The 18,992-nt window shown below is 69.4% G+C and carries 18 protein-coding genes, 1 tRNA gene and 2 pseudogenes; 9 read left to right on the plus strand and 12 right to left on the minus strand.

What is annotated here, in order from left to right:
- Positions 1-21 precede the first annotated feature (21 nt).
- From OO69_RS29080 to OO69_RS29095, 4 genes are all read left to right on the plus strand, one after another.
- Positions 22-1,149 carry an SPFH domain-containing protein gene (locus OO69_RS29080; protein ID WP_033283789.1) on the plus strand — a complete coding sequence of 376 codons (1,128 nt, stop codon included), beginning with the start codon at positions 22-24 and terminating at the stop codon, positions 1,147-1,149.
- 98 nt (positions 1,150-1,247) lie between these two features.
- On the plus strand, positions 1,248-1,856 hold the full coding sequence (locus tag OO69_RS29085) for a lytic polysaccharide monooxygenase auxiliary activity family 9 protein (protein ID WP_033283790.1): 609 nt from the start codon (positions 1,248-1,250) through the stop codon (positions 1,854-1,856).
- Between the two features lie 90 nt (positions 1,857-1,946).
- The gene (locus OO69_RS29090) at positions 1,947-2,399 is read left to right on the plus strand and encodes a DUF3592 domain-containing protein (protein WP_033283791.1); all 453 of its coding nucleotides are present in this window, start codon (positions 1,947-1,949) and stop codon (positions 2,397-2,399) included.
- Between the two features lie 39 nt (positions 2,400-2,438).
- A complete protein-coding gene (locus OO69_RS29095) occupies positions 2,439-4,109 on the plus strand; it encodes a long-chain-fatty-acid--CoA ligase (protein WP_033283792.1) in 1,671 nt (556 codons plus the stop codon).
- Here the strand turns inward: OO69_RS29095 and OO69_RS29100 are convergent.
- From OO69_RS29100 to OO69_RS52045, 3 genes and pseudogenes are all read right to left on the minus strand, one after another.
- Entirely contained in the window at positions 4,102-4,494 is a 393-nt protein-coding gene (locus OO69_RS29100) for a hypothetical protein (protein ID WP_033283793.1), read from the minus strand. The genes OO69_RS29095 and OO69_RS29100 overlap by 8 nt on opposite strands.
- Positions 4,495-4,607: 113 nt before the next feature.
- Positions 4,608-5,093: pseudogene (locus OO69_RS51455) on the minus strand (transposase); the annotation flags it as partial.
- 61 nt (positions 5,094-5,154) lie between these two features.
- Positions 5,155-5,607: a hypothetical protein gene (locus OO69_RS52045; RefSeq protein ID WP_158713435.1), complete on the minus strand. Its 453-nt coding sequence runs from the start codon at positions 5,605-5,607 to the stop codon at positions 5,155-5,157.
- A 711-nt stretch (positions 5,608-6,318) separates the two neighbouring features.
- On the opposite strand from OO69_RS52045, the pseudogene OO69_RS50470 reads away from it, so the two are divergent.
- Positions 6,319-6,657 (plus strand): annotated as a pseudogene (locus tag OO69_RS50470) (transposase); the annotation flags it as partial.
- Positions 6,658-6,698: 41 nt separating this feature from the next.
- On the opposite strand, the gene OO69_RS29115 reads toward OO69_RS50470, so the two are convergent.
- The 6 genes from OO69_RS29115 to ehuB all read right to left on the minus strand — a co-directional run bounded on the left by OO69_RS29115 (position 6,699) and on the right by ehuB (position 10,895).
- A tRNA-Lys gene (locus OO69_RS29115) sits at positions 6,699-6,772 on the minus strand.
- A gap of 88 nt (positions 6,773-6,860) precedes the next feature.
- Complete coding sequence (locus tag OO69_RS29120; RefSeq protein WP_033283796.1) at positions 6,861-7,619, minus strand: IclR family transcriptional regulator; 759 nt, start codon at positions 7,617-7,619, stop codon at positions 6,861-6,863.
- A 220-nt stretch (positions 7,620-7,839) separates the two neighbouring features.
- Positions 7,840-8,637: an ectoine/hydroxyectoine ABC transporter ATP-binding protein EhuA gene (ehuA, locus tag OO69_RS29125; RefSeq protein WP_033283797.1), complete on the minus strand. Its 798-nt coding sequence runs from the start codon at positions 8,635-8,637 to the stop codon at positions 7,840-7,842.
- The gene (gene ehuD / locus OO69_RS29130) at positions 8,627-9,277 is read right to left on the minus strand and encodes an ectoine/hydroxyectoine ABC transporter permease subunit EhuD (RefSeq protein ID WP_033283798.1); all 651 of its coding nucleotides are present in this window, start codon (positions 9,275-9,277) and stop codon (positions 8,627-8,629) included. The genes ehuA and ehuD overlap by 11 nt, the downstream gene beginning before the upstream one ends.
- A complete protein-coding gene (gene ehuC, locus OO69_RS29135) occupies positions 9,274-9,981 on the minus strand; it encodes an ectoine/hydroxyectoine ABC transporter permease subunit EhuC (protein ID WP_033283799.1) in 708 nt (235 codons plus the stop codon). Before ehuC ends, ehuD begins: the two co-directional genes overlap by 4 nt.
- Complete coding sequence (ehuB, locus tag OO69_RS29140) at positions 9,978-10,895, minus strand: ectoine/hydroxyectoine ABC transporter substrate-binding protein EhuB (protein ID WP_078652610.1); 918 nt, start codon at positions 10,893-10,895, stop codon at positions 9,978-9,980. Before ehuB ends, ehuC begins: the two co-directional genes overlap by 4 nt.
- 47 nt (positions 10,896-10,942) lie before the next feature.
- Here ehuB and OO69_RS29145 point away from each other — a divergent pair, with 47 nt between their 5' ends.
- The gene (locus tag OO69_RS29145; protein ID WP_033283801.1) at positions 10,943-11,437 is read left to right on the plus strand and encodes a DUF3830 family protein; all 495 of its coding nucleotides are present in this window, start codon (positions 10,943-10,945) and stop codon (positions 11,435-11,437) included.
- Here the strand turns inward: OO69_RS29145 and OO69_RS29150 are convergent.
- On the minus strand, positions 11,418-12,821 hold the full coding sequence (locus tag OO69_RS29150; protein WP_033283802.1) for an amidase: 1,404 nt from the start codon (positions 12,819-12,821) through the stop codon (positions 11,418-11,420). The two genes, OO69_RS29145 and OO69_RS29150, sit on opposite strands and share 20 nt — an antisense overlap.
- 22 nt (positions 12,822-12,843) lie before the next feature.
- Complete coding sequence (locus OO69_RS29155; RefSeq protein WP_033283803.1) at positions 12,844-13,806, minus strand: D-2-hydroxyacid dehydrogenase; 963 nt, start codon at positions 13,804-13,806, stop codon at positions 12,844-12,846.
- A gap of 170 nt (positions 13,807-13,976) precedes the next feature.
- Here OO69_RS29155 and OO69_RS29160 point away from each other — a divergent pair, with 170 nt between their 5' ends.
- The 3 genes from OO69_RS29160 (at position 13,977) to OO69_RS29170 (ending at position 16,816) form a co-directional block, all read left to right on the plus strand.
- Complete coding sequence (locus tag OO69_RS29160; RefSeq protein WP_033283804.1) at positions 13,977-14,762, plus strand: aspartate/glutamate racemase family protein; 786 nt, start codon at positions 13,977-13,979, stop codon at positions 14,760-14,762.
- Complete coding sequence (locus tag OO69_RS29165; protein WP_033283805.1) at positions 14,759-15,493, plus strand: aspartate/glutamate racemase family protein; 735 nt, start codon at positions 14,759-14,761, stop codon at positions 15,491-15,493. Before OO69_RS29160 ends, OO69_RS29165 begins: the two co-directional genes overlap by 4 nt.
- Positions 15,494-15,694: 201 nt before the next feature.
- The gene (locus OO69_RS29170; RefSeq protein WP_033283806.1) at positions 15,695-16,816 is read left to right on the plus strand and encodes an LLM class flavin-dependent oxidoreductase; all 1,122 of its coding nucleotides are present in this window, start codon (positions 15,695-15,697) and stop codon (positions 16,814-16,816) included.
- Here OO69_RS29170 and OO69_RS29175 read toward each other — a convergent pair.
- Positions 16,804-18,696, minus strand: coding sequence for a putative bifunctional diguanylate cyclase/phosphodiesterase (locus OO69_RS29175; protein ID WP_033283807.1), 1,893 nt, complete (start codon positions 18,694-18,696; stop codon positions 16,804-16,806). The two genes, OO69_RS29170 and OO69_RS29175, sit on opposite strands and share 13 nt — an antisense overlap.
- Positions 18,697-18,992 lie beyond the last annotated feature (296 nt).

Raw genomic sequence — 18,992 nt, forward strand, 5'->3', positions numbered from 1 at the left:
GCGCGGAGGCTGGAGGCACCTATGAGTACGACGACCACTTCACAGACGCCCGAGAACGAGGGGCCGCCCGAGGGACCGACCCGTCCCGCACGGCTCATCCAGAACGAGGCGACCACCGAGATCCCCGTCCACCTGCTGTTCCGCGACGACCCCGACCCGGTCTCGGTACCGCTCAAGTCGGCCGTCGTGGCGCGCCGCCAGGGCACCGGCGAACAGCCCCGCTTCCGCCGCCCGGTCCCGGCCAAGCCGCGCCCGGCACCGGAGGTCGACCCCGACCTGGTGGAACGCCCGGCCCGGGTGCTGCCCGGCTCGGCGGGCGTGCTCGCCGGTTCCTGCGGACTGGCCGGCTGCCTCGCCACCTCGTGGTGGGCGGGCGTCCTGCCCCCGCTCGCGACCGAGGCGCTACGACTGCCGTTCTACGCCGGTGCCGGACTCGGTCCCGCCCAGTGGGCGGCGTACGCCGGGGCCGGCGCGCTCGGGCTGTTCGGCTTCGGGGGGCTGGCCCGGGGCCGTACCGGACGGGCCTGGGTGCTCGGTCTGTTCGGGCGGTACCGGGGGACCGTCCGGCGCACCGGGCTGATGTGGGTCAACCCGTTGCTGCTGCGCCGCCGGGTCGACGTACGGCTGCGGCACTGGCGCAGTGAGCCGATGCCGGGGGCCGACGCGAACGGGGTCGCGCTGCGGGTCGTGACGCTGGTGGTGTGGCGGGTGCGGGACACCGCGCGGGCCACGCTCGGGGTCGAGGACCACGAGACGTATCTGCGCGAGTGCGTGGAGGCGGCGCTGGCCCGGGTACCGGTGGAACCGCCGGGCGGGGGCGCGAAGGGCGCCGCCGACCTGGCCGTCGACGCGCTGACCCGGCTGGTCGCGGCGGACTCGGCGCCGGTCGGCATCGAGGTGTTCTCGGTACGGCCGGTACGGGTGGAGTACGCCCCGGAGGTCGCCGCCGCGATGACCCGCCGCCGTATCGCCACGCTGGACGCGCAGCAGCGGGCGACGATGCTCACGTCGGTGGTCGACTCCGTGGAGGACACGGTGACGCGGCTGACCATGCGGGGCCTGGTGGAGCTGGACGACTACGAACGCCGGGCGCTGGTGAAGGACTTGACGGTCGCGTTCTGCTCGGGACGGGGAGAAGCCGCGCCGTGAGCGGTATGGACAGGGTCAAGTAAGGGCAATAATCTGGGACTTGGTCTAGACCTGCACGGCTCACGGAACTTCCCCACACGTTCTCCAGGAGCGGCAGCATGCGCAAAAAGACCAAGTGGTACGCGGGCGTGCTCGGGCTCACCACGGCCGGGGCCATCGTGCTCTCGTCCGGGGCCGCGAGCAGCCACGGCTACACCGACCTCCCCATCAGCAGGCAGAAGCTCTGTGCCAACGGCACGGTGACGAACTGCGGTGACATCCAGTACGAGCCGCAGAGCGTCGAGGGCCCCAAGGGCTTCCCGGCGGCCGGCCCCGCCGACGGCCAGATCTGCAACGGCGGAATCAGCCGCTTCGCCCAACTCAGCGCACCGAAGGCCCCGTCGGGCGCCGCCTGGCCGACGACGAAGGTGACGGGTGGTCAGTCGTACACGTTCCGCTGGCAGTTCACGGCGATCCACGCGACGACGGACTTCAAGTACTACGTCACCAAGGCGGGTTGGAACCAGAACCACAACCTGGCCCGCTCGGACCTCAACACCACCCCGTTCCTCACCGTCCCCTACAACGGCCAGCGCCCCTCGTCGTCCACCATCTCCCACACCGGCACGCTCCCGTCCGGCCTCTCCGGCCACCACGTGATCGTCGCGGTGTGGACGATCGCGGACACGACCAACGCGTTCTACTCCTGCTCGGACGTCACGTTCTGATGGTGAGATTCTGAGCATCGCTTGAGCCAATCCGGCATCCCCCGGGGGTAGGTTCCCTCCACCAAGCGGCATCTGACCTCGGGGGACACCATGGAAGCGCTGTTCTACGTCGCACCCATACTCATCATCGTGCTGGTGCTGTGCGGCGCGGTCGCCGTGATCCGCCGTTCGCGGCGCGTCAGCAGTGCCTGGAGCAGCGGGCTCACGGCCGAGGGCCGCTGTCTGCGGACGTACACGACGACCAGCGGCGGCGGGGACACCATGGTGTCGACGTCGCTGCACCACGTGTACGAGTTCACGACGCGCGAGGGCCGTGCGGTCAGGTTCGAGGAGCGGAACGGTCCGGGGACGACCCTGGAGGGCGACATCGTCACCGTGTACTACGCGGCGGACCACCCCGAGCAGGCCACGGCCCACGCCCCGGCCCGCGGGAAGCTGGCGGCGGGCGCGGGCTGCGCGCTGGTGTTCTTCGGCGTGATCGTCGCCTTCTGCGTCGTCTTCATCCTCGTGGCCCACAAGATGTTCGACTTCATGGGCTCGTAGTCTCCATATCTGACGGTACGTCAACTACCCTGCGCCTCCATGGAGTCCAGCAGGCGCACCGTCGCGGAACTCGTGCAGGCACGGTGGGGCGACCACCGCCCCGGGCTGTGGTGCGGGCAACAGGTCCTCACCCACCACGAGATGGCGTCCGGCGCGGCGGCCAGAGCGGCACTGCTGGCCGACCTGTTGCCGCGGGGCGCCGCACCCCATGTCGGCGTGCTGCTCGACAACACCCCTGAATATCCAATCTGGTTGAGCGCGGCGGCCCTCGCGGGCGCGGCCGTCGCCGGCATCAACCCCACCCGCCGAGGCCCCGAACTGGCCCGGGACATCCTGCACACCGAGTGCCGGGTCCTGGTCACCGAGCACGCCCACCTCCCGCTCCTCGCCGACCTCCAACTCCCGGGTGTGCGAGTCCTGGTGACGGACACTCAGGCCTACGACGATCTCCTCGCCCCCTACGCGGATGCGCACCCGTCCGCCTTCTCGCAAGCCACCCCCGACGACCGCATCCTGCTCTACTTCACCTCCGGTTCCACGGGCGCCCCGAAGGCCGCGATCTGCACGCAGGGCCGGTTGGCGGCAGCGGGACGCTCACTGGTCGACAGCTTCGGAGTCCTCCCGGACGACGTGCACTACATCTGCATGCCGATGTTCCACGGCAACGCGGTGATCGCCGACTGGGCACCGGCGTTGGCGGCCGGGGCGGGGGTGGCGCTGCGGCGGCGGTTCTCGGCGTCGGGGTTCCTGGAGGACGTACGGGCGTACGGGGCCACGTACTTCACGTATGTCGGCCGTGCCGTGCAGTACATCCTGGCCACCGGCGAACGCGCCGACGACCGGGACAACCCGCTGCGGATGGGCTTCGGCACGGAGGCGGGGGCGGTGGACGCGGCGGCGTTCGAGCGGCGGTTCGGGGTGCGGCTGGTGGAGGGGTACGGGTCCTCGGAGGGCGGGGCGGCGGTGCAGTGGTCGCCGGGGACACCGGCCGGGGCGGTCGGGCGGGCGGCGCCCAGGCTCGCCGTACTCGATCCGGAGACGCGGGCCGAGTGCCCGCCCGCGGCCTTCGACTCGGCCGGTCGGCTGCTCAACGGGGAAGAGGCGATAGGGGAGTTGGTGAACCGCGGCGCCAACCCCTTCGAGGGCTACTGGCGCAACCCCGAGGCGGACGCGGAGCGGCGCAGGTCGGGCTGGTACTGGACCGGCGACCTCTTCTACCGCGACCCCGACGGCTACCTCTACTTCGCCGGCCGCACCGACGACCGCCTCCGCGTCGACAGCGAGAACCTCGCCGCCGCGATGATCGAGAACATCCTCGCCCGTTACGAGGGCGCCGACGCCGTGGCGGTCTACGCGGTACCGGACCCGGTGACCGGCGACCAGGTCATGGCCACGATCGCCGGGACCTTCGACCCCCTCGACTTCGCGGAGTTCCTGCTGGCCCAGCCCGACCTGGGGACGAAGATGGCACCCCGGTTCGTGCGGGTGGTGGAGCGGATGCCGGTGACCGCGACGAACAAGATCCATCGGGCGGGGCTGCGGCGGGAGGGGGTCGTATGCGCCGATCCGGTGTGGTGGCGGCCGCCGGGGGAGGCGGCTTATCGGAGGCTGACACCGGAGGACGCCGAAGGGCCCCTCGTCGGAACGAGGGGCCCTTCATCTGCGCACGGCCAGGAACTTGAACCCCGGACCCGCGGGAGGGTCAGATGATGCGCTCGGGGCCGTCGAACTGGTCCACCGGGGCGACCGGGCAGGCGGCCATGGGGCCACCGAGGACGTTGCCGCCGACACCCTGGGCGTTCGGCACGGCGCAGCGCAGGTCGACGTTGACGAGCGGGGCGCCGTAGGTGTTGAGGATGCCGCTGGCGTCGCCGCCGATGGCGGTGTCGCCGTTACGGGTGGCGAAGTCGGAGGCGGTTCCCGAGCCACTGGCGGTCTCGCCGTAGGCGACCCGGGCAGCGTGGTTGGCCTCGGCCGCGTTGGTGGCGGTCGTGTTCTCCGCGGCGACACCGTTGTTGGTCGCCGAGGCGGCCCCGCCGGCCGCGATCGTCGCTACGGAGGCGAGGGCCGCACCGGCCAGCACCGTCTTGATCATCGAATTACTCCTGCGTTCTGGGGGTGAAGGGACACCGTGAGGCTGATGTGATCACGCAGCGACAAGAACGGAATGAATCTTCTTCGCAAGTCACTTAAAAGAACCCATTCAGGCCAAATAACGCCAAGAGCGGCCACTGAGGCGAAGGCGTCGTGGAGCTCGAGGCGTCGTTCCCATCGCACTGCCAGGCGTTTGAACTGGTGGAGCGGGGCGAGGTCTGCTCGACGACGTGGCGGAGTCTGCCCAGGCCGTTGATGTTCGCCGAGCCCCGAGTCGTATGCCTTGTCACCCAGGACGGACTCGGGTCGCCGGCCCGGACATCCGATCACCTGTGGGATGCCGTCGACCAGGTGCAGGGTCTGCGTGATGTCGTTGATGTCGGCCGCGGCCGTGATGACGTGGAGCGGGGTGCCCCTGCCGTCGCAGATCAGACGGCGCCAGCAGGTCCGACCGGAGCCGAACCCCAGCTCCAGGGGCAGGAGTTGTCAGGCGATGCCCTGGTGCAGGACGTACAGGATGCCCTGCATGCACAACCGGTCGCCCACCGGTCTCGGCCTCGGTGACCGCTCGGGCCAGGGTGGTAGCAAGGGTTCGATCAGAGCTCATAAGCCGTCGTCCACGATCCATGGTCTTGGAGCATCTGGCGGGGCGAAAATAGTGTCAGTTGTAGAGATCCCCGGTGGAAAAGACGGGGAGATTTCCTGACCCCATGACGTGGTAGCCGATTCCATTGTCATCAATGGTCGTTCTTTTGATCTCGCCGTCCGAAATCCAAGTTATGGTGATGGTGAAGAGAATATCTCGGTCTACGGGGTTCAGCCGTACTGAGAGTTGCTCAGGGTCGCCGGACGTCACCTTGTACGGGAATCCGACCCCGTCGGCTTTTCCGCTTACGATCTGAGGCTGGACAGAAGACGGCGTTGAAGGAGGGGTGGCGTCGAAGATGCGTTCCTCCATGCCCCCGCCGCATCCGGTTGCCTTGACTACAGATCCGTGGCTCGGGACTGCTTTGCTCGATGTGACATTCAAAGTCATGCCAGTGACGACGATTGCCTGGCTCGTCTTGGCCTGGAGTGTGATCGGGACCTCGACATACTCGGGTCCTGAGGTCAAGACAGGCACTCCTGTAGTTGCCTTTGACGGATCCCTTTTCAGCTCGGCCAGAGTGGATTCCAGGTAACGAGGCATACAGCCAACGGGCCCCTGCGAAGCGATCTTCAATCCTGGTGGGTCTGATATCTGATCGCCGATCCACCCCCATGTCGATGGAATGGCTAACCCGATCAAGATCAGAAGGGCTGGGAGCCCGATATTCTGCAACCACCACGGTTTATCGTTGGGCGAAGTGCTGGGCGTCGCCGTTGGGGCGACATCTGGTTCGCTGGAAGGCTCCGCCTCCGGCTGGTCGTTGCCGGAGGGACTCGCTGCGGAGGTATTCGATCCAGCAGACACCTCATGCTCCTAACCGCCCGCTCAGGGCACTTCAGACTCACTCGCGCCGGAGCAGCTTACGCATCGCGTCCTCTCTCGTCATATCGTCTTCAACGCATCCATCCCGACTGTCATCTGTCCGGTTTCAGTGCGAAGTTGACCATTTCTTCGTTCAACGGTGACCTCACGCTTGGTGGTTTGCCGTGTCCCGCGAAGGGGTGCAGGCGGGCGGGGTCCTGGAACGCCCGGCTGTCTGCGCGGGACGTGCATCCGCCGGCAGTGCGTGCTCCCTGAACAGGGGCAGGTCGTCGCGCAAGTCTCCCTGGTGAACGGGCAGTTCAACCGGAGAAGCACGTGATGGCCCTGTCCCGGTCTGAGCTGATGCGGCTGCCGGCCACGCGGGCCGGCGACCTGGAACTGAAGATCCCGAAGGTGCGGCGCGGGTCGTTCTTCCCCTCGCCGCTGGAATGCCGGCGACGGATCGCCCGGGCGTTGTCCGTCGTGGTGATGGAGGCATACACGCACGGGGTCTCGCCCCGCTCGGTCGACGACCTGACCGCGTTCAAGGGGCGGTCGCTGGACCACACCGTCTTCCCGTATGTCTTCCCGGACGCCACCTACTGCGAGGCCCGGGTCAACCACCGGATCGTGTCGCAGGCTGTGGTCATCGCCACCGGGATCTCCGCCGCCGGGCTCCGCGAGATCCCCGCAGTCGGCCCCGGAAACGACCAAAGGCACCCTCCCGAAAGGAAGGATGCCCAGGTCACACACAGTGCGCCGCCAGGGACTCGAACCCCGGACCCGCTGATTAAGAGTCAGCTGCTCTAACCAACTGAGCTAGCGGCGCGTGACTCACGCCTTCCGCTGGATCTGAGTCTCGCGGAGGGCGACGAGAAAAATACTACCTGGTCCGGAGGGGTGCTCTGAACCAGGTGCTAGATCGCGAGAGACAGCAGTACCGGGCCCGCCTCGCGGTTCAGCGTGTCCGCCGCCTGGCGCAGGCGGTGGGCGTGTTCGACCGGGAGGGAGAGGGCCAGGCAGCCGACCGAGGCGCCGGCGGTGATCGGGACGGCCGCGCAGACCGTGCCCACCGCGTACTCCTGGAGGTCGAGGTGGGGAACGGTCGGCGGCTGGGTCTCCAGGCGGGAGAGGAGGAGCCGGTCGCTGGTGATGGTGCGCGAGGTGAGGCGGGCCATCTTGTGCCGGGAGAGGTGGTCGCGCCGGCCGTTGTGGTCGAGCTGGCCCAGGAGGCTCTTGCCGAGCGCGGTCGCGTGCGCGGAGACGCGGAAGTCGACCCACTCGTTGACCGCCGGGGTGGTGGGCCCGGCCGCGTACTGGGTGATCGTGACCTCGCCGTCGACGTACCGGCTGACGTAGACCGCCGCGCCCAGGGAGTCGCGCAGCCGGTCCAGGGTCCGCTGGATCTGCTCGCGCACCGCCTGCTCCCGGCCGGCCGCCGAGCCGAGGCGGCTCAGGGACTCGCCGGTGATGTACGCGCCGTCGGTGAGCTGCTCGACGTAGCCCTCGCGGCGCAGGGTCCGCAGCAGTGTCGTCAGGCGCTCGGCGCCGAGGCCGGTGCGGCGGGCGAGTTCGGTGTCCGTGACGCCGGTGGAGTGCCCGGCGACTGTCTCCAGGATGCGGAGTGCGTCCTGTACCGAGTGGTAGGGAGCGGTCGGCTCGTGCATCAGCGCCACGGTGTTTCTCCCTGCGCTCGCTTTTTGGGCCGTGATACCGGACAGCGAATCCCCTCCACGATAGCTGTCAAACGGCCGATGTGGAGCGGCTGTTGGCGAGATTATGGCCCTCCTTACGGCCTCCGAACTGCGGCGCGAATCCTTTGGCATATGCCTTGGTCATGCCACGTGACCTGGACCTTGGGTGTTCGAATGCTCACGTGTCGTAATTGAATAAATGTCAAAGAATGGCGCCGAGGAATTCCCGGGTCCGCTCTTGTTCCGGATCGCCGAAGATCTGCTCCGGCGGACCCGATTCGATGACCCGGCCCGCGTCGAACATCAGGACTTGGTCTGAAATATCACGGGCGAAATTCATCTCGTGGGTCACACAGAGCATCGTGATGTCGGTGGTGCGGGCGATGTCCCGCAGGACGTCGAGGACGCCCGCGACCAGTTCCGGGTCGAGCGCGGAGGTCACCTCGTCCAGCAGCAGCACCTGCGGCCGCATCGCCAGCGCCCGCGCGATCGCGACGCGCTGCTGCTGGCCGCCGGAGAGCTGGGTCGGGCGGGCGCCGGCCTTGTCGGCGAGGCCGACCAGGTCGAGCAGCTCCAGGGCGCGCGCCTCCGCCTCCTCCTTGGGCAGGCCCAGGACGGTGACCGGCGCCTCGGTGACATTGCGCAGGACGGTCATGTTCGGGAACAGGTTGAACTGCTGGAACACCATCCCGATCTTCTTGCGGATCTCGCGGATCTGCTTCTCGGGCGCGGGGAAGAGCTGCTCCCCGTCGACGGTGATCGTGCCCTCGTCCGGCTTGGTCAGGGTCATCAGCAGCCGCAGGATCGTGGTCTTGCCGGACCCGGAGGGACCGATCAGGGTGACGTGCTTGCCGGACTCCACGGAGAAGTCGAGGTCGTCGAGCACGGTGTTGGACCCGAAGCGCTTGGTGACGTGGTCCAGGCGGATCAACTCGCTGCCGTCCACCGGGGGGTTGGCGTTGACGTCGGTTTCCTTCGTCAGGGGCGTGTCAGCGGACAAGGCGTCGCTCCAGGGCTCGGATCAGCAGGGAGGCGGGATAGGAGATGAGGACGAAGGCCACACCGATGACGGTGATGGGCTCGGTGAACTGGTAGTGCTCCTGGGAGAACAGCCGGGCCTGGCCCATCAGTTCGAGCACGGTGATCACCATCAGGATCGGGGTGTCCTTGAGCATCGCGATCACGTAGTTGCCCAGCGCCGGGATCACCCGGCGGATCGCCTGCGGCAGGATCACGGCCGTCCAGGTCCGGCGCACGGGGAGGTTCAGCGCGGTCGCCGCCTCCCACTGGCCGACGGGCACCGCCTCGATGCCCGCGCGGTAGACCTGCATCGTGTACGTCGAGTAGTGCAGCCCGATCGCGAAGACACCGGTGGTCAGCGCGGAGAACGTCAGGCCCCACTCGGGCAACACGTAGAACAGGAAGAACAGTTGGACCAGCAGCGGGGTGTCCCGGACGAACTCGGTGACGACCCCAACTGGCCAGCGCACCCAGCGAGTCGGGGCCCGCATCAGCAGCGCCCACACCAGTCCCAGCACGAAGGACATCAGCGACCCGAGGAGCAGGATCTGCAGGGTGACTTTCAGGCCGTCCCAGAAGTACGGCATGAAGTCGCTCACGGCGTTCCAGTCCCACTTCACGCGACCCCACCTCCGACACCCGCGGTCTGGACCCGCTGGGACTCGGTGCTCGCGGGCCCCTTGCCGATCCCGGCCTTGAGCTTCTTCTCCAGTCCGCGCATCAGCCGGGTGAGGGTGAAGGCGATCACGAAGTAGATCAGCAGGATGTACGTGTAGATCTCCGCGCTCTGCTGCAGCGCGAGCCGCACCAGGTTGGCGCTGAAGGTGAGATCGCCCATGCCCATGACGGACACCAGGGCGGTGCCCTTGAGGAGTTCGATCAGGAGGTTGCAGAAGGACGGGATCATCTCGGGTATCGCCTGCGGCAGCAGGATCAGCCGCATCCGCTGCCAGGGCGTGAAGCTCAGCGCGACCCCGCCCTCCTGCTGAGCCGGGTCGACCGCGTTCAGGGCGCCGCGCACGATCTCCGTGCCGTACGCGCCGTAGGTCAGGCCCAGCGCGAGCGTGCCCGCCCACAGGGGGACCAACTGCCAGCCGAAGGCGACCGGCAGGACGAAGAACACCCAGAAGATCATGACGAGGGCGGAGGTGCCGCGGAACACCTCGGTGTAGAAACCGGCGAGGAAGCGGACGATCCAGAGCCGGTGGGTGCGGGCGATGCCGACGACGAAGGCCACGACGGTCGCCAACAGCGCGCTGAGGACGAGGAGTTGGACGGTGGTCCAGACTCCCTTGAGGACGAGTTCCCAGAGGCCTGACGTCATCCGCCGCAGAGCTCCTTCGCAGTGAGGTCCGTCATCTCGGCCTTGGTGAACCCGAAGGGCCGCAGGATGCGGAACAGCTCCCCGCTCTTCTTGAGCTTGTGCAGCTCGACGTTGAAGGCGTCACGCAGCTTCGTCTCGGTCGGCCGGAACGCGAAGGCGCCCCCGTCGATGCGCGGTTTCCCGTCGACGAGCGGGGCGAACGGCGTGGTCGACTCGGCCTTGGCGGACTTCTTCACGACCGCGCGCGTGGTGAGCGCCGTACCGGCGAAGACGTCGACTCGCCCTGCTTCTACGGCGTTCAGCCCGGCGACCTGGTCCGGGACGATCAGGATGTCGCTCTGCTTGTACCCGGCGTCGACGGCGTGCTGGATCTGCGCGTACCCGGTGCCGGTGGCGAACTTCGCCTTCTTCGCGACGACGTCCTTGTAGTTGTCGAGCCCCTTGGGGTTGCCCTTGCGGACGACGAAGGCGTCCAGCACCTGGTAGTCCGGGTCGGCGAAGATGACCTGCGCGCAGCGCTCCGGGGTCACGTACATCCCGGCGGCCACGACGTCGAACTGCTGCGAGTTCAGGCCGGGTATGAGCGAGCCGAACTCGGTGGGCACGGGCTGCACCTTGTCGACGCCGAGCCGCTTGAAGATCGCCTCCGCCAACTTCGGTGCCTCACCGGTCAGTTGACCGTCCCTGTCGATGTAACCGAACGGGATCTCACCCGCGATGCCCAGCCGTACGACGCCCTGCGCCTTCAGCCGGTCGAGGAGATCACCGCCGCTCGTGGCCGACGCGGTGGCCACACGACTGCAGCCGGCCGCGCCCAGCGCACCGGCCGCCGCCACCCCGGCGAGCAGTGCCCGACGGGTGTGACCCGGCGTGTGACCGGATGTGTGTCTGTCGTTCCCAATTGGTGGAGCCATGGGCGCGCAGCTACCCGACCGCTCCCGGGTTATGCACCCTGGAAGACATGACGGATCACTTCATCGAGGTCTCACTCGCAAAGCGGAACGTCCACTGCCGGGCAAAACTGCTGGTGGAACGCGCGCCGCTGACCTGCGCGGCCATCTGGGACGCACTCCCGCTAACCGGCGACGTCTACCACGCCAAGTACGCCCGCAACGAGATCTACGCCCTTTTCCCGCCATTCGCAGAAACGGAACCCCCGCTGGAGAACCCCACAGTCACCCCCATACCGGGCGATCTCTGCTATTTCGCCTTCGCCGGCACGGAACTCGGCACGAAGGCCTACGGCTACGACCGCGAGGTCCGCGCCGGCACGACGGTCGTCGACCTGGCCCTGTTCTACGAACGCAACAACCTCCTCCTCAACGGAGACGTGGGCTGGGTCCCCGGCATCGTCTGGGGCCAGGTGGTCGAGGGCCTGGAGGAGATGGCGGAGGCCTGCAACGACCTGTGGCGGTCGGGGGCGGCGGGGGAGAGCCTCAGCTTCCGGCGGGCCTGACCCCGGAATCCCCGGCGCCGGACAGCGCGTGCGCCGCCCGCAGCACCAGATCGTCCCGGTGCCGCGCCCCCACGATCTGCAACCCGACCGGCAGCCCGTCGCCGTCGTTCCCCACCGGGACGGTGGCGGCGGGCTGTTGGGTGAGGTTGAAGGGGTACGTGAACGGGGTCCAGCCCGTCCAGCGGCGGTACCCGGAACCCTTCGGGACCTCAACTCCCGCCTCGAACGCGGTGATCGGGAGCGTCGGCGTCACGAGAAGGTCGTAGCGCTCGTGGAACAGGCCCATCCTGCGGCCGAGTTCCATGCGCGCGTCCACCGCCGCCAGATAGTCCAGCGCGGAGAAACCCGCTCCCGTCGCGCAGATCTCCCGCAGCCCCGGGTCGAGCAACTCCCTCTGACGCGGCGCGAGTTTCTGCGTCACCCGGGCCGCGCCGCTGAACCACAGGGTGTGGAAGGCGTCCACCGGGTCGCTGAAGTCGGGGTCGGTCTCCTCGACGTACGCGCCGAGCGCGGCCAGCCGCTCCACGCCCCGCCGTACCGCCGCCGCGACCGCCGGACGCACCGCGACCTGGCCGCCGAGGGACGGGGAGTACGCGATCCGCAGGCCCTGTATGCCCTCCGCGAGCGCCTCCGTGAAGGAGCCCGGCGCGCGGTCCAGGCCCGACCAGTCACGGGCGTCCGGTACGCCGATCACGTCCAGCAGCAGCGCAGCGTCCGCCGCGTCCCGGGTCATCGGGCCGACGTGCGACAGCGTGCCGAACGCGCTCGCCGGGTACAGCGGCACCCTGCCGTACGTCGGCTTCAGGCCGAAGATCCCGCAGAAGGACGCGGGGATACGGACACTGCCGCCGCCGTCCGTGCCGAGCGACAACGGGCCCGCGCCGAGGGCAACGGCCGCCGCGCTCCCGCCACTTGAACCCCCGGCCGTGCGCGAGGGGTCGTGCGGATTGCGGGTGACGCCGGACAACGGGGAATCCGTGACGCCCTTCCAACCGAACTCCGGGGTCGTCGTCTTGCCGATGAACACCGCGCCGTGCTCACGGAGTCGGGCCACCGAGGGCGCGTCCTCGTCCCAACTGCCCTGCTCGGCAATGGTCTTGGAGCCACGCAGGGTCGGCGCACCGCGCTGGAGCAGGATGTCTTTGACCGTGACCGGCACCCCGTCCAGGAGTCCGGCCGGTTCCCCGTGCTGCCAGCGCTCGGCCGACTCGGCGGCCCGTGCCAACGCGCCCTCCGCGTCGAGCCGTACGAACGCGTTCACGGCGGGCTGGATCTCCTCGGCCCGTTCGAGGGTGGCGCGGGTCGCGTCGACGGGACTGAACTCCCTTCTGCGGTAGCCGTCGAGGAGTTCCACGGCGGTCAGCTCGGTGAGTTCGGTCGTCATCCGGCCCTCCAGAGTGGGGAGTTCAGTGTCCCGGTACGTACCCACGCTTCTTGTCGACCACGTTCGGCAGCGGCTTTCCCGCCTCCCATCTCTCGTACGCCGCCACGAACTGCGTGCCGAGTTCGTCCCGCCAGCCGACCGTGTCGCCGCTCATGTGCGGGGAGATGATCAGCCCCGGGACCTGCCACAACGGGCTGTCGGGGGTGAGGGGTTCGGCCTCGAAGACGTCGAGGGCGGCGCCCGCGATCCAGTGCTTCGTCAGCGCCTCGGCGAGCGCGTTCTCCACGACGAGTTGACCCCGGCCCACGTTGATGAAGCGCGCCGAGGGCTGCATGCAGCCGAAGCGGCGGGCGTCGAACATGCCCCGGGTGTCGTCGGTGAGCGGGGCCGCCGAGATCACCCAGTCGGCGCGGGCCATCAGCCGGTCGAGTTCGCCGGGGCCGTGGATACCGGTGCGCGGGGTGCGGCCGACGAGCGCGGTCGTCACCCCAAGTGCCTTGAGCGTACGGACGATTGCCCGCCCGATGGGCCCGGAGCCGACCACGCACGCCCGCGTTCCGGCCACCCGCTGCGCCTCGCGGTGCCGCCAGGTCCGCTCCCGCTGGAGGTCCAGCGTGCGCGGCAGGTCCTTGGCCATCGCGAGGACGAGGGCGGCGACGTACTCGGCGATCGGCTGGTCGAAGACGCCCCGCGCGTTCGTCACCACCGTGTCGGAGTCGGCGAGTTCGGGGCACATCAGGTGGTCCACACCCGCGCTCGCGGTGTGCACCCAGCGCGGCCGGGGACCCTCACCCGGCCAGGCGGAGCGCACCGCGTGCGAGGCGAAGTCCCACACCAACAGGACGTCGGCGGACGGCAGTTGATCAGCGAGCGTCGACTCGTCGGCGTGCTCGACGCGCACCCGGCCGGTGAGCTTGCCGAGCCGGGGCAGCGGGTCGGCGTCCAGGACGAGAAGGGTGGGCAGGGCGGCGGGAGTTGCGGTCATGCGAAGCCGTTTCTCGCGGGAGGTACAGCGTGAAGCACGGCGGGAAGCACCGGGCCCGGCCGTCTGACATGCACGGATTGACCACGCTCGCACTCGAACCTACCTTCGTCAACACGGACGCCCGCACGGACCGTTGTCACCCCGTTTCTCTTGGTGAGGCCGGTGTAGCCATGCATGTTTCCTTCCTGGGCGGACCCCGCCCGCAGCGCGGTGTCGGTGTCGTCGCCCCCTTCGACTTCGCGCTGGACCGCGAGTTGTGGCGCTGGGTCCCCGACGACGTCTCGCTGCACCTCACGCGGACGCCGTTCGTGCCCGTCGAGGTGAGCCTCGACCTGGCGCGGCTCGTCAGCGAGCACGAGACACTCCACGACGCGGTCCGCACGCTGAACGCGGTCGCCCCCGAGGTCGTCGCGTACGCCTGCACCTCCGGGAGCTTCGTCGGCGGGGTCGCCGGGGAGCGCGCGATGTGCGAGGCGATGACCCGGGCCGGCGAGGTCCCGTCCCTGACCACCTCGGGCGCCCTCCTGGCCGCCCTCACCGAACTGGGCGCCCGCCGCATCGCCCTGGTCACCCCCTACACCGTGTCCGTCACCCAGTCCCTGGAGGAGTACCTCGCCGAAGCCGGCGTCGAGGTCACCGGCCGCGCCTTCATGGGCCTGACCCGGCACATCTGGAAGGTGCCGTACCGCGACGTCGTCGACATGGCCCGCCAGGCCGTCAGGGGCGAGGCCGACGCGCTCTTCATCAGCTGCACCAACCTCCCGACGTACGACGTGATCCCCCAGCTGGAGGCCGAACTGCGCATCCCGGTCGTATCGGCCAACCAGGTCACGATGTGGGCAGCCCTCCGCCGACTGGGTACGCGTGCCGTGGGCCCCTATCAGGCGCTGCTGGACGAGTCCGCCCGCCGCCAGGGGCCGGTACTGCCGGAAGAACACCAGGAAGGCTGGTCATGACCGCACTCGGATTCCTCTACCCGGGCCACTCCGCCGAGGACGACTACCCGCGCATGGAACAGCTCCTCGGCAGCGACGTCCGCCTCGACGTGGTCCACACGGACATCGGCGAGGACGCGCACCGCGTCGACGCGCTCCTGGAGATGGGCTCCCCCGAGCGCCTCACGGCGGGCGTCGAACAACTCCGCATGTCCGGCGCCGAGGCCGTCGTCTGGGCCTGCACCAGCGGCAGTTTCGTCTACGGCTGGGAGGGCGCCCAGGGCCAGGTCCGCGCCCTCGCCCGGTCGGCGGGTCTGCCCGCGTCGTCGACGTCCTTCGCCTTCGTGCACGCGGCGCAGGAACTGGGGGTGCGCCGGGTGGCCGTAGGAGCGACGTACCCGGAGGACGTGGCGGCCCTGTTCGCGGCCTTCCTGCGCGCAGGGGGAGTGGAACCGGTCGCGCTGCGCGCCTCCGGCATCATCACCGCGGCGGAGGTCGGCACCTGGGGCTACGACGAGGTGCTCGCCCTGGCCCGCGCGGTGGACGGCCCGGACGCCGAGGCGGTCCTCCTCCCGGATACTGCTCTCCACACGGCGGCCCACATCCCCGACCTGGAGAAGGAGCTGGGCAAGCCGGTCCTCACGGCCAACCAGGTCACGGTCTGGGAGGCGTTGCGGCTGGCGGACCGCAAGGTCAACGCGCCTGATCTGGGGGCGCTGTTCACGAAGGAACCGCTGGTGCAGGCGGGCTGAACAGGTCGGGCAGGGCCGGTCGCGGCGCCGGGGGGTGGGGGGGTTACCCAGGAAAGTGTGACAGTTTCGCCGGAAGTGTCACACTTTCCTGGGTACCCCCCGTGCCCCCCTCCGGGCGGTGTGCCTCCGGGAATAAAGCGGAGACAGCCTCCTGTTAGCCCCGGCAGGACACCGCACAGCTCACAACAGGAGGCACCCACCGTGGCGGCAGACGACGAGGTCCGGGGCGCGACCGACGAGATCCGGGGGACCGTGCGGGGCACCGCCCCCGTCCCCCTCTCCGTACTGGACCTGGTGACCGTGGGCGCCGGCCGCACCGCCACGGAGGCGCTGCGCACCAGCGTGAAGATCGCCAAGCTCGCCGAGTCGCGCGGCTTCCACCGCTACTGGGTCGCCGAGCACCACTCGATGCCCGGCGTCGCCTCCTCCTCGCCCGCCGTGATCCTGGCGAACCTCGCCGCCCACACGGAGCGCATCCGCCTCGGCTCGGGCGGCGTCATGCTCCCGAACCACGCGCCGCTCGTCATCGCGGAGCAGTTCGGCACTCTGGAGGCGCTCGCCCCGAACCGCGTCGACCTGGGCCTCGGCCGCGCCCCCGGAACCGACGGCGCCACCGCCGCAGCCCTGCGCCGCACCGACCGCCTGAACGAGGGCGCCGACGACTTCCCCGAGCAACTCGCCGAACTCACCCGCTTCTTGGACGACGACTTCCCCTCCGGCCACCCCTACGCCCGCATCCACGCGGTCCCCGGCCCGATCCAGTCGACCTCGCCCGGCGGCGTCCAGTCCCCGCACCGTCCGCCGGTCTGGCTGCTGGGCTCCTCCGGCTTCAGCGCCCGGCTCGCGGGCATGCTCGGGCTGCCGTTCGCCTTCGCCCACCACTTCTCCGCGCAGAACACGATCCCGGCTCTGGACCTCTACCGCGAGTCCTTCCGCCCGAGCGCGGTGCTCGACGCGCCGTACGCCCTGATCGGTGTCTCCGCCCTCGCCACCGACGACGAGAAGGAGGCCCGCCGCCAGGTGCTGGCCGCCGCCCTCAACATGGTCCGGCTGCGCACCGGCCGCCCCGGACTCGTGCCCACCCCCGAAGAGGCCGAGGCGTACGAATTCAGCCCCATGGAACGGGAGTTCATCACCTCCTGGAACGCCAACGTCATCCACGGCACCGCCGACGAGGTACGCGCCGGACTCGACGACCTCCAGAAGCGCACGGGCGCCGACGAGTTGATGCTCACGTCGCACGCCCACAACGGCGACCTGCGTCTGCGCTCGTACGAACTGATCGCCGACGCCTATGAGTTGACGGCCGATCAGGAAGCCTGATTGCAGGCCTTCGTCCCCAGCAGCTCGGAGATACGATCCGGCGCCACCGGGCGGGAGTACAGCCATCCCTGTCCGGTGTCGCAGCCGATACGGCGCAGCCGGGCGGCCTGTGCCGAGGTCTCCACGCACTCCGCGGTCACCGACAGGCCCAGCCGGTGGGCGAGTTGGATCATCGCCTCGACGATGACCTCGTCCGCCGGGTTCGGCGCGACGCCCTCGCCCTCGTACTGGAAGCCGCGGACGAACGAACCGTCCAACTTCAGGACGGAGACCGGGAGTCGGCTCAGGTACGCCAGGTTCGAGTAACCCGTGCCGAAGTCGTCGATGGCGATGTGCACACCCATGTCGCTCAGCGCCTGGAGCGTCTGCAGCGGCCGCCCCGCCGACCCCATCACCGCGGACTCGGTCAGCTCCAACTGCAGCAGCCGCGGGTCGAGTCCGGTCTCGGCCAGCGTCTCCGCGACGTCCGCGACCAGGTCCGAGTCCCACACCTGCCGTACGGCCACGTTGACGCTCACGAAGATCGGCGGCTCGTCCGGGTGGTCCAGCTGCCAGCGCCGGGCCTGGCGGCAGGCGGTGACCAGGACCCAGTGGCCGAGCTGCACGATCGAGCCGTCCTCCTCGGCCAGTCCGATGAACCGATTCGGCGTCAGCATGCCGAACTGCGGGTGGTTCCAGCGCACCAACGCCTCGACCCCCCGCAGCCGGCCGTTCTCCATGCCCACCAACGGCTGGTACTCCAGGGTGAATTCACCCCGCTCGATGGCGGGACGGAGCGTGGAGGCCAGCGCCTGGCGGGTCATGCGGTGCGCGTTGCGCTCCGGATCGAACAGTGTCCAGCGGGACTTGCCGTCCGCCTTCGCCCAGTACAGCGTGGTGTCGGCGGCCTGCATCAGCCCGGTGGCCGTCGTACCGGACGCGTGCCGCTCGACCACACCGATCGACGCCGACAGCGACAGCCGCTGCCCGGACAGGTCGAACGGCGCCTGCAGAGCCTTGAGCACCGACTCGGCGAGCTCGGCCAGTTGGTCGGTCCCGGTCGAGTCCTCGACGAGCAGCGCGAACTCGTCGCCGCCGAGCCGTGCCACCAGCGGCGAACTCGCCCGCGCGTAACCGGCTTCGTCCGCACACCGCGTCAACCGCTCCGCCACGGCGGCCAGCAGCCGGTCGCCGACGCGGTGCCCGAGGGTGTCGTTGACCGCCTTGAAGCCGTCCAGATCCAGGTAGCACAGGCCGATCCGCCCGGTGCCCCCTTGCTCGTACGACTCCGCCTCCAGCGCGGCCGAGAGCCGCTCGAAGAACAGGGTGCGGTTGGGCAGCCGGGTCACCGGGTCGTGCATCTCCAAGTGCCGTAGCCGCGCCTGGAGTTCACGGCGGGCGCTGATGTCGGTGAGGGACAGCAGCACACCGTGCTCCTCGGCGGGCAGCGGCGCCACGGTCACCTGCACCCACAGCACATGCCCGTCGGGGTGCTTGACCCGGCGGGTGCAGCTCAGCTTGGCCTGCCGGCCGCGCAGCACCTCGCGGTAGGCGTGCCAGGTGCGCGCGTCCGACTTCAGGTCCATCAGCTCGGCCGCGACCAGCCCGGTCAGCGCGGTGCCCGCCTTGCCGAGCAGCGCGCCGAACGAGTCGTTCGCGCTGACGACCAGACCGTCGCGGTCCACGACGGCCATCGCGAGCGGGGCCGCGGAGAAGGCGGACCCGAGACGGCCGCCTTCGAAGGACTCGAGGGACCCGGGGGACTGATGGGACTCGTGAGGATCCGGGAACCTGGTGGAATCGGGGACATCGGTACGAGGCGATGCCTCGCCCTTACTCTCTGTTACGGCTGGCCGGATGAGGTCTGCCGCGGGCGCCGGCCCTTCGGACGTTCCGCTCACCGCTCGCTCCCGCAGTGCACTCGATCTTCGGATGGGTCTCGTCGGGATGGCCGACCGGGTGGGGGGCCGCCGTGCCGTGTCCGTGCAGGAAAGTGTGCCGATCATAGAGGTTGGCCCCCGGCCCTTCCAGCCACTGTCCAGTGTCCCGGAACAACGGCCGGTTCCGGCAGATCGTTTCCGCCCGCACCTGGACGGGTTCTTCAAATGGCCGACCACATGTGACGTTCCGTGAGTGTTTCCGGATGTGGGCCCGGGCGTGTCCCGGCCGTCCCCGGCCGCCCCCTCACTCATCTGGT

The sequence above is a fragment of the Streptomyces sp. NRRL F-525 genome, from assembly GCF_000716605.1.
In the GTDB taxonomy this organism is placed as follows: Bacteria; Actinomycetota; Actinomycetes; order Streptomycetales; family Streptomycetaceae; genus Streptomyces.

Bases quoted from the DNA above. Each gene is read 5' to 3' on its own strand.
- OO69_RS29080 (WP_033283789.1), top strand. From the start codon at position 22: ATGAGTACGACGACCACTTCACAGACGCCCGAGAACGAGGGGCCGCCC.
- OO69_RS29085 (WP_033283790.1), top strand. From the start codon at position 1,248: ATGCGCAAAAAGACCAAGTGGTACGCGGGCGTGCTCGGGCTCACCACG.
- OO69_RS29090 (WP_033283791.1), top strand. From the start codon at position 1,947: ATGGAAGCGCTGTTCTACGTCGCACCCATACTCATCATCGTGCTGGTG.
- OO69_RS29095 (WP_033283792.1), top strand. From the start codon at position 2,439: ATGGAGTCCAGCAGGCGCACCGTCGCGGAACTCGTGCAGGCACGGTGG.
- OO69_RS29100 (WP_033283793.1), bottom strand. From the start codon at position 4,494: ATGATCAAGACGGTGCTGGCCGGTGCGGCCCTCGCCTCCGTAGCGACG.
- ehuC (WP_033283799.1), bottom strand. From the start codon at position 9,981: ATGACGTCAGGCCTCTGGGAACTCGTCCTCAAGGGAGTCTGGACCACC.
- ehuB (WP_078652610.1), bottom strand. From the start codon at position 10,895: ATGGCTCCACCAATTGGGAACGACAGACACACATCCGGTCACACGCCG.
- OO69_RS29145 (WP_033283801.1), top strand. From the start codon at position 10,943: ATGACGGATCACTTCATCGAGGTCTCACTCGCAAAGCGGAACGTCCAC.
- OO69_RS29150 (WP_033283802.1), bottom strand. From the start codon at position 12,821: ATGACGACCGAACTCACCGAGCTGACCGCCGTGGAACTCCTCGACGGC.
- OO69_RS29155 (WP_033283803.1), bottom strand. From the start codon at position 13,806: ATGACCGCAACTCCCGCCGCCCTGCCCACCCTTCTCGTCCTGGACGCC.
- OO69_RS29160 (WP_033283804.1), top strand. From the start codon at position 13,977: ATGCATGTTTCCTTCCTGGGCGGACCCCGCCCGCAGCGCGGTGTCGGT.
- OO69_RS29165 (WP_033283805.1), top strand. From the start codon at position 14,759: ATGACCGCACTCGGATTCCTCTACCCGGGCCACTCCGCCGAGGACGAC.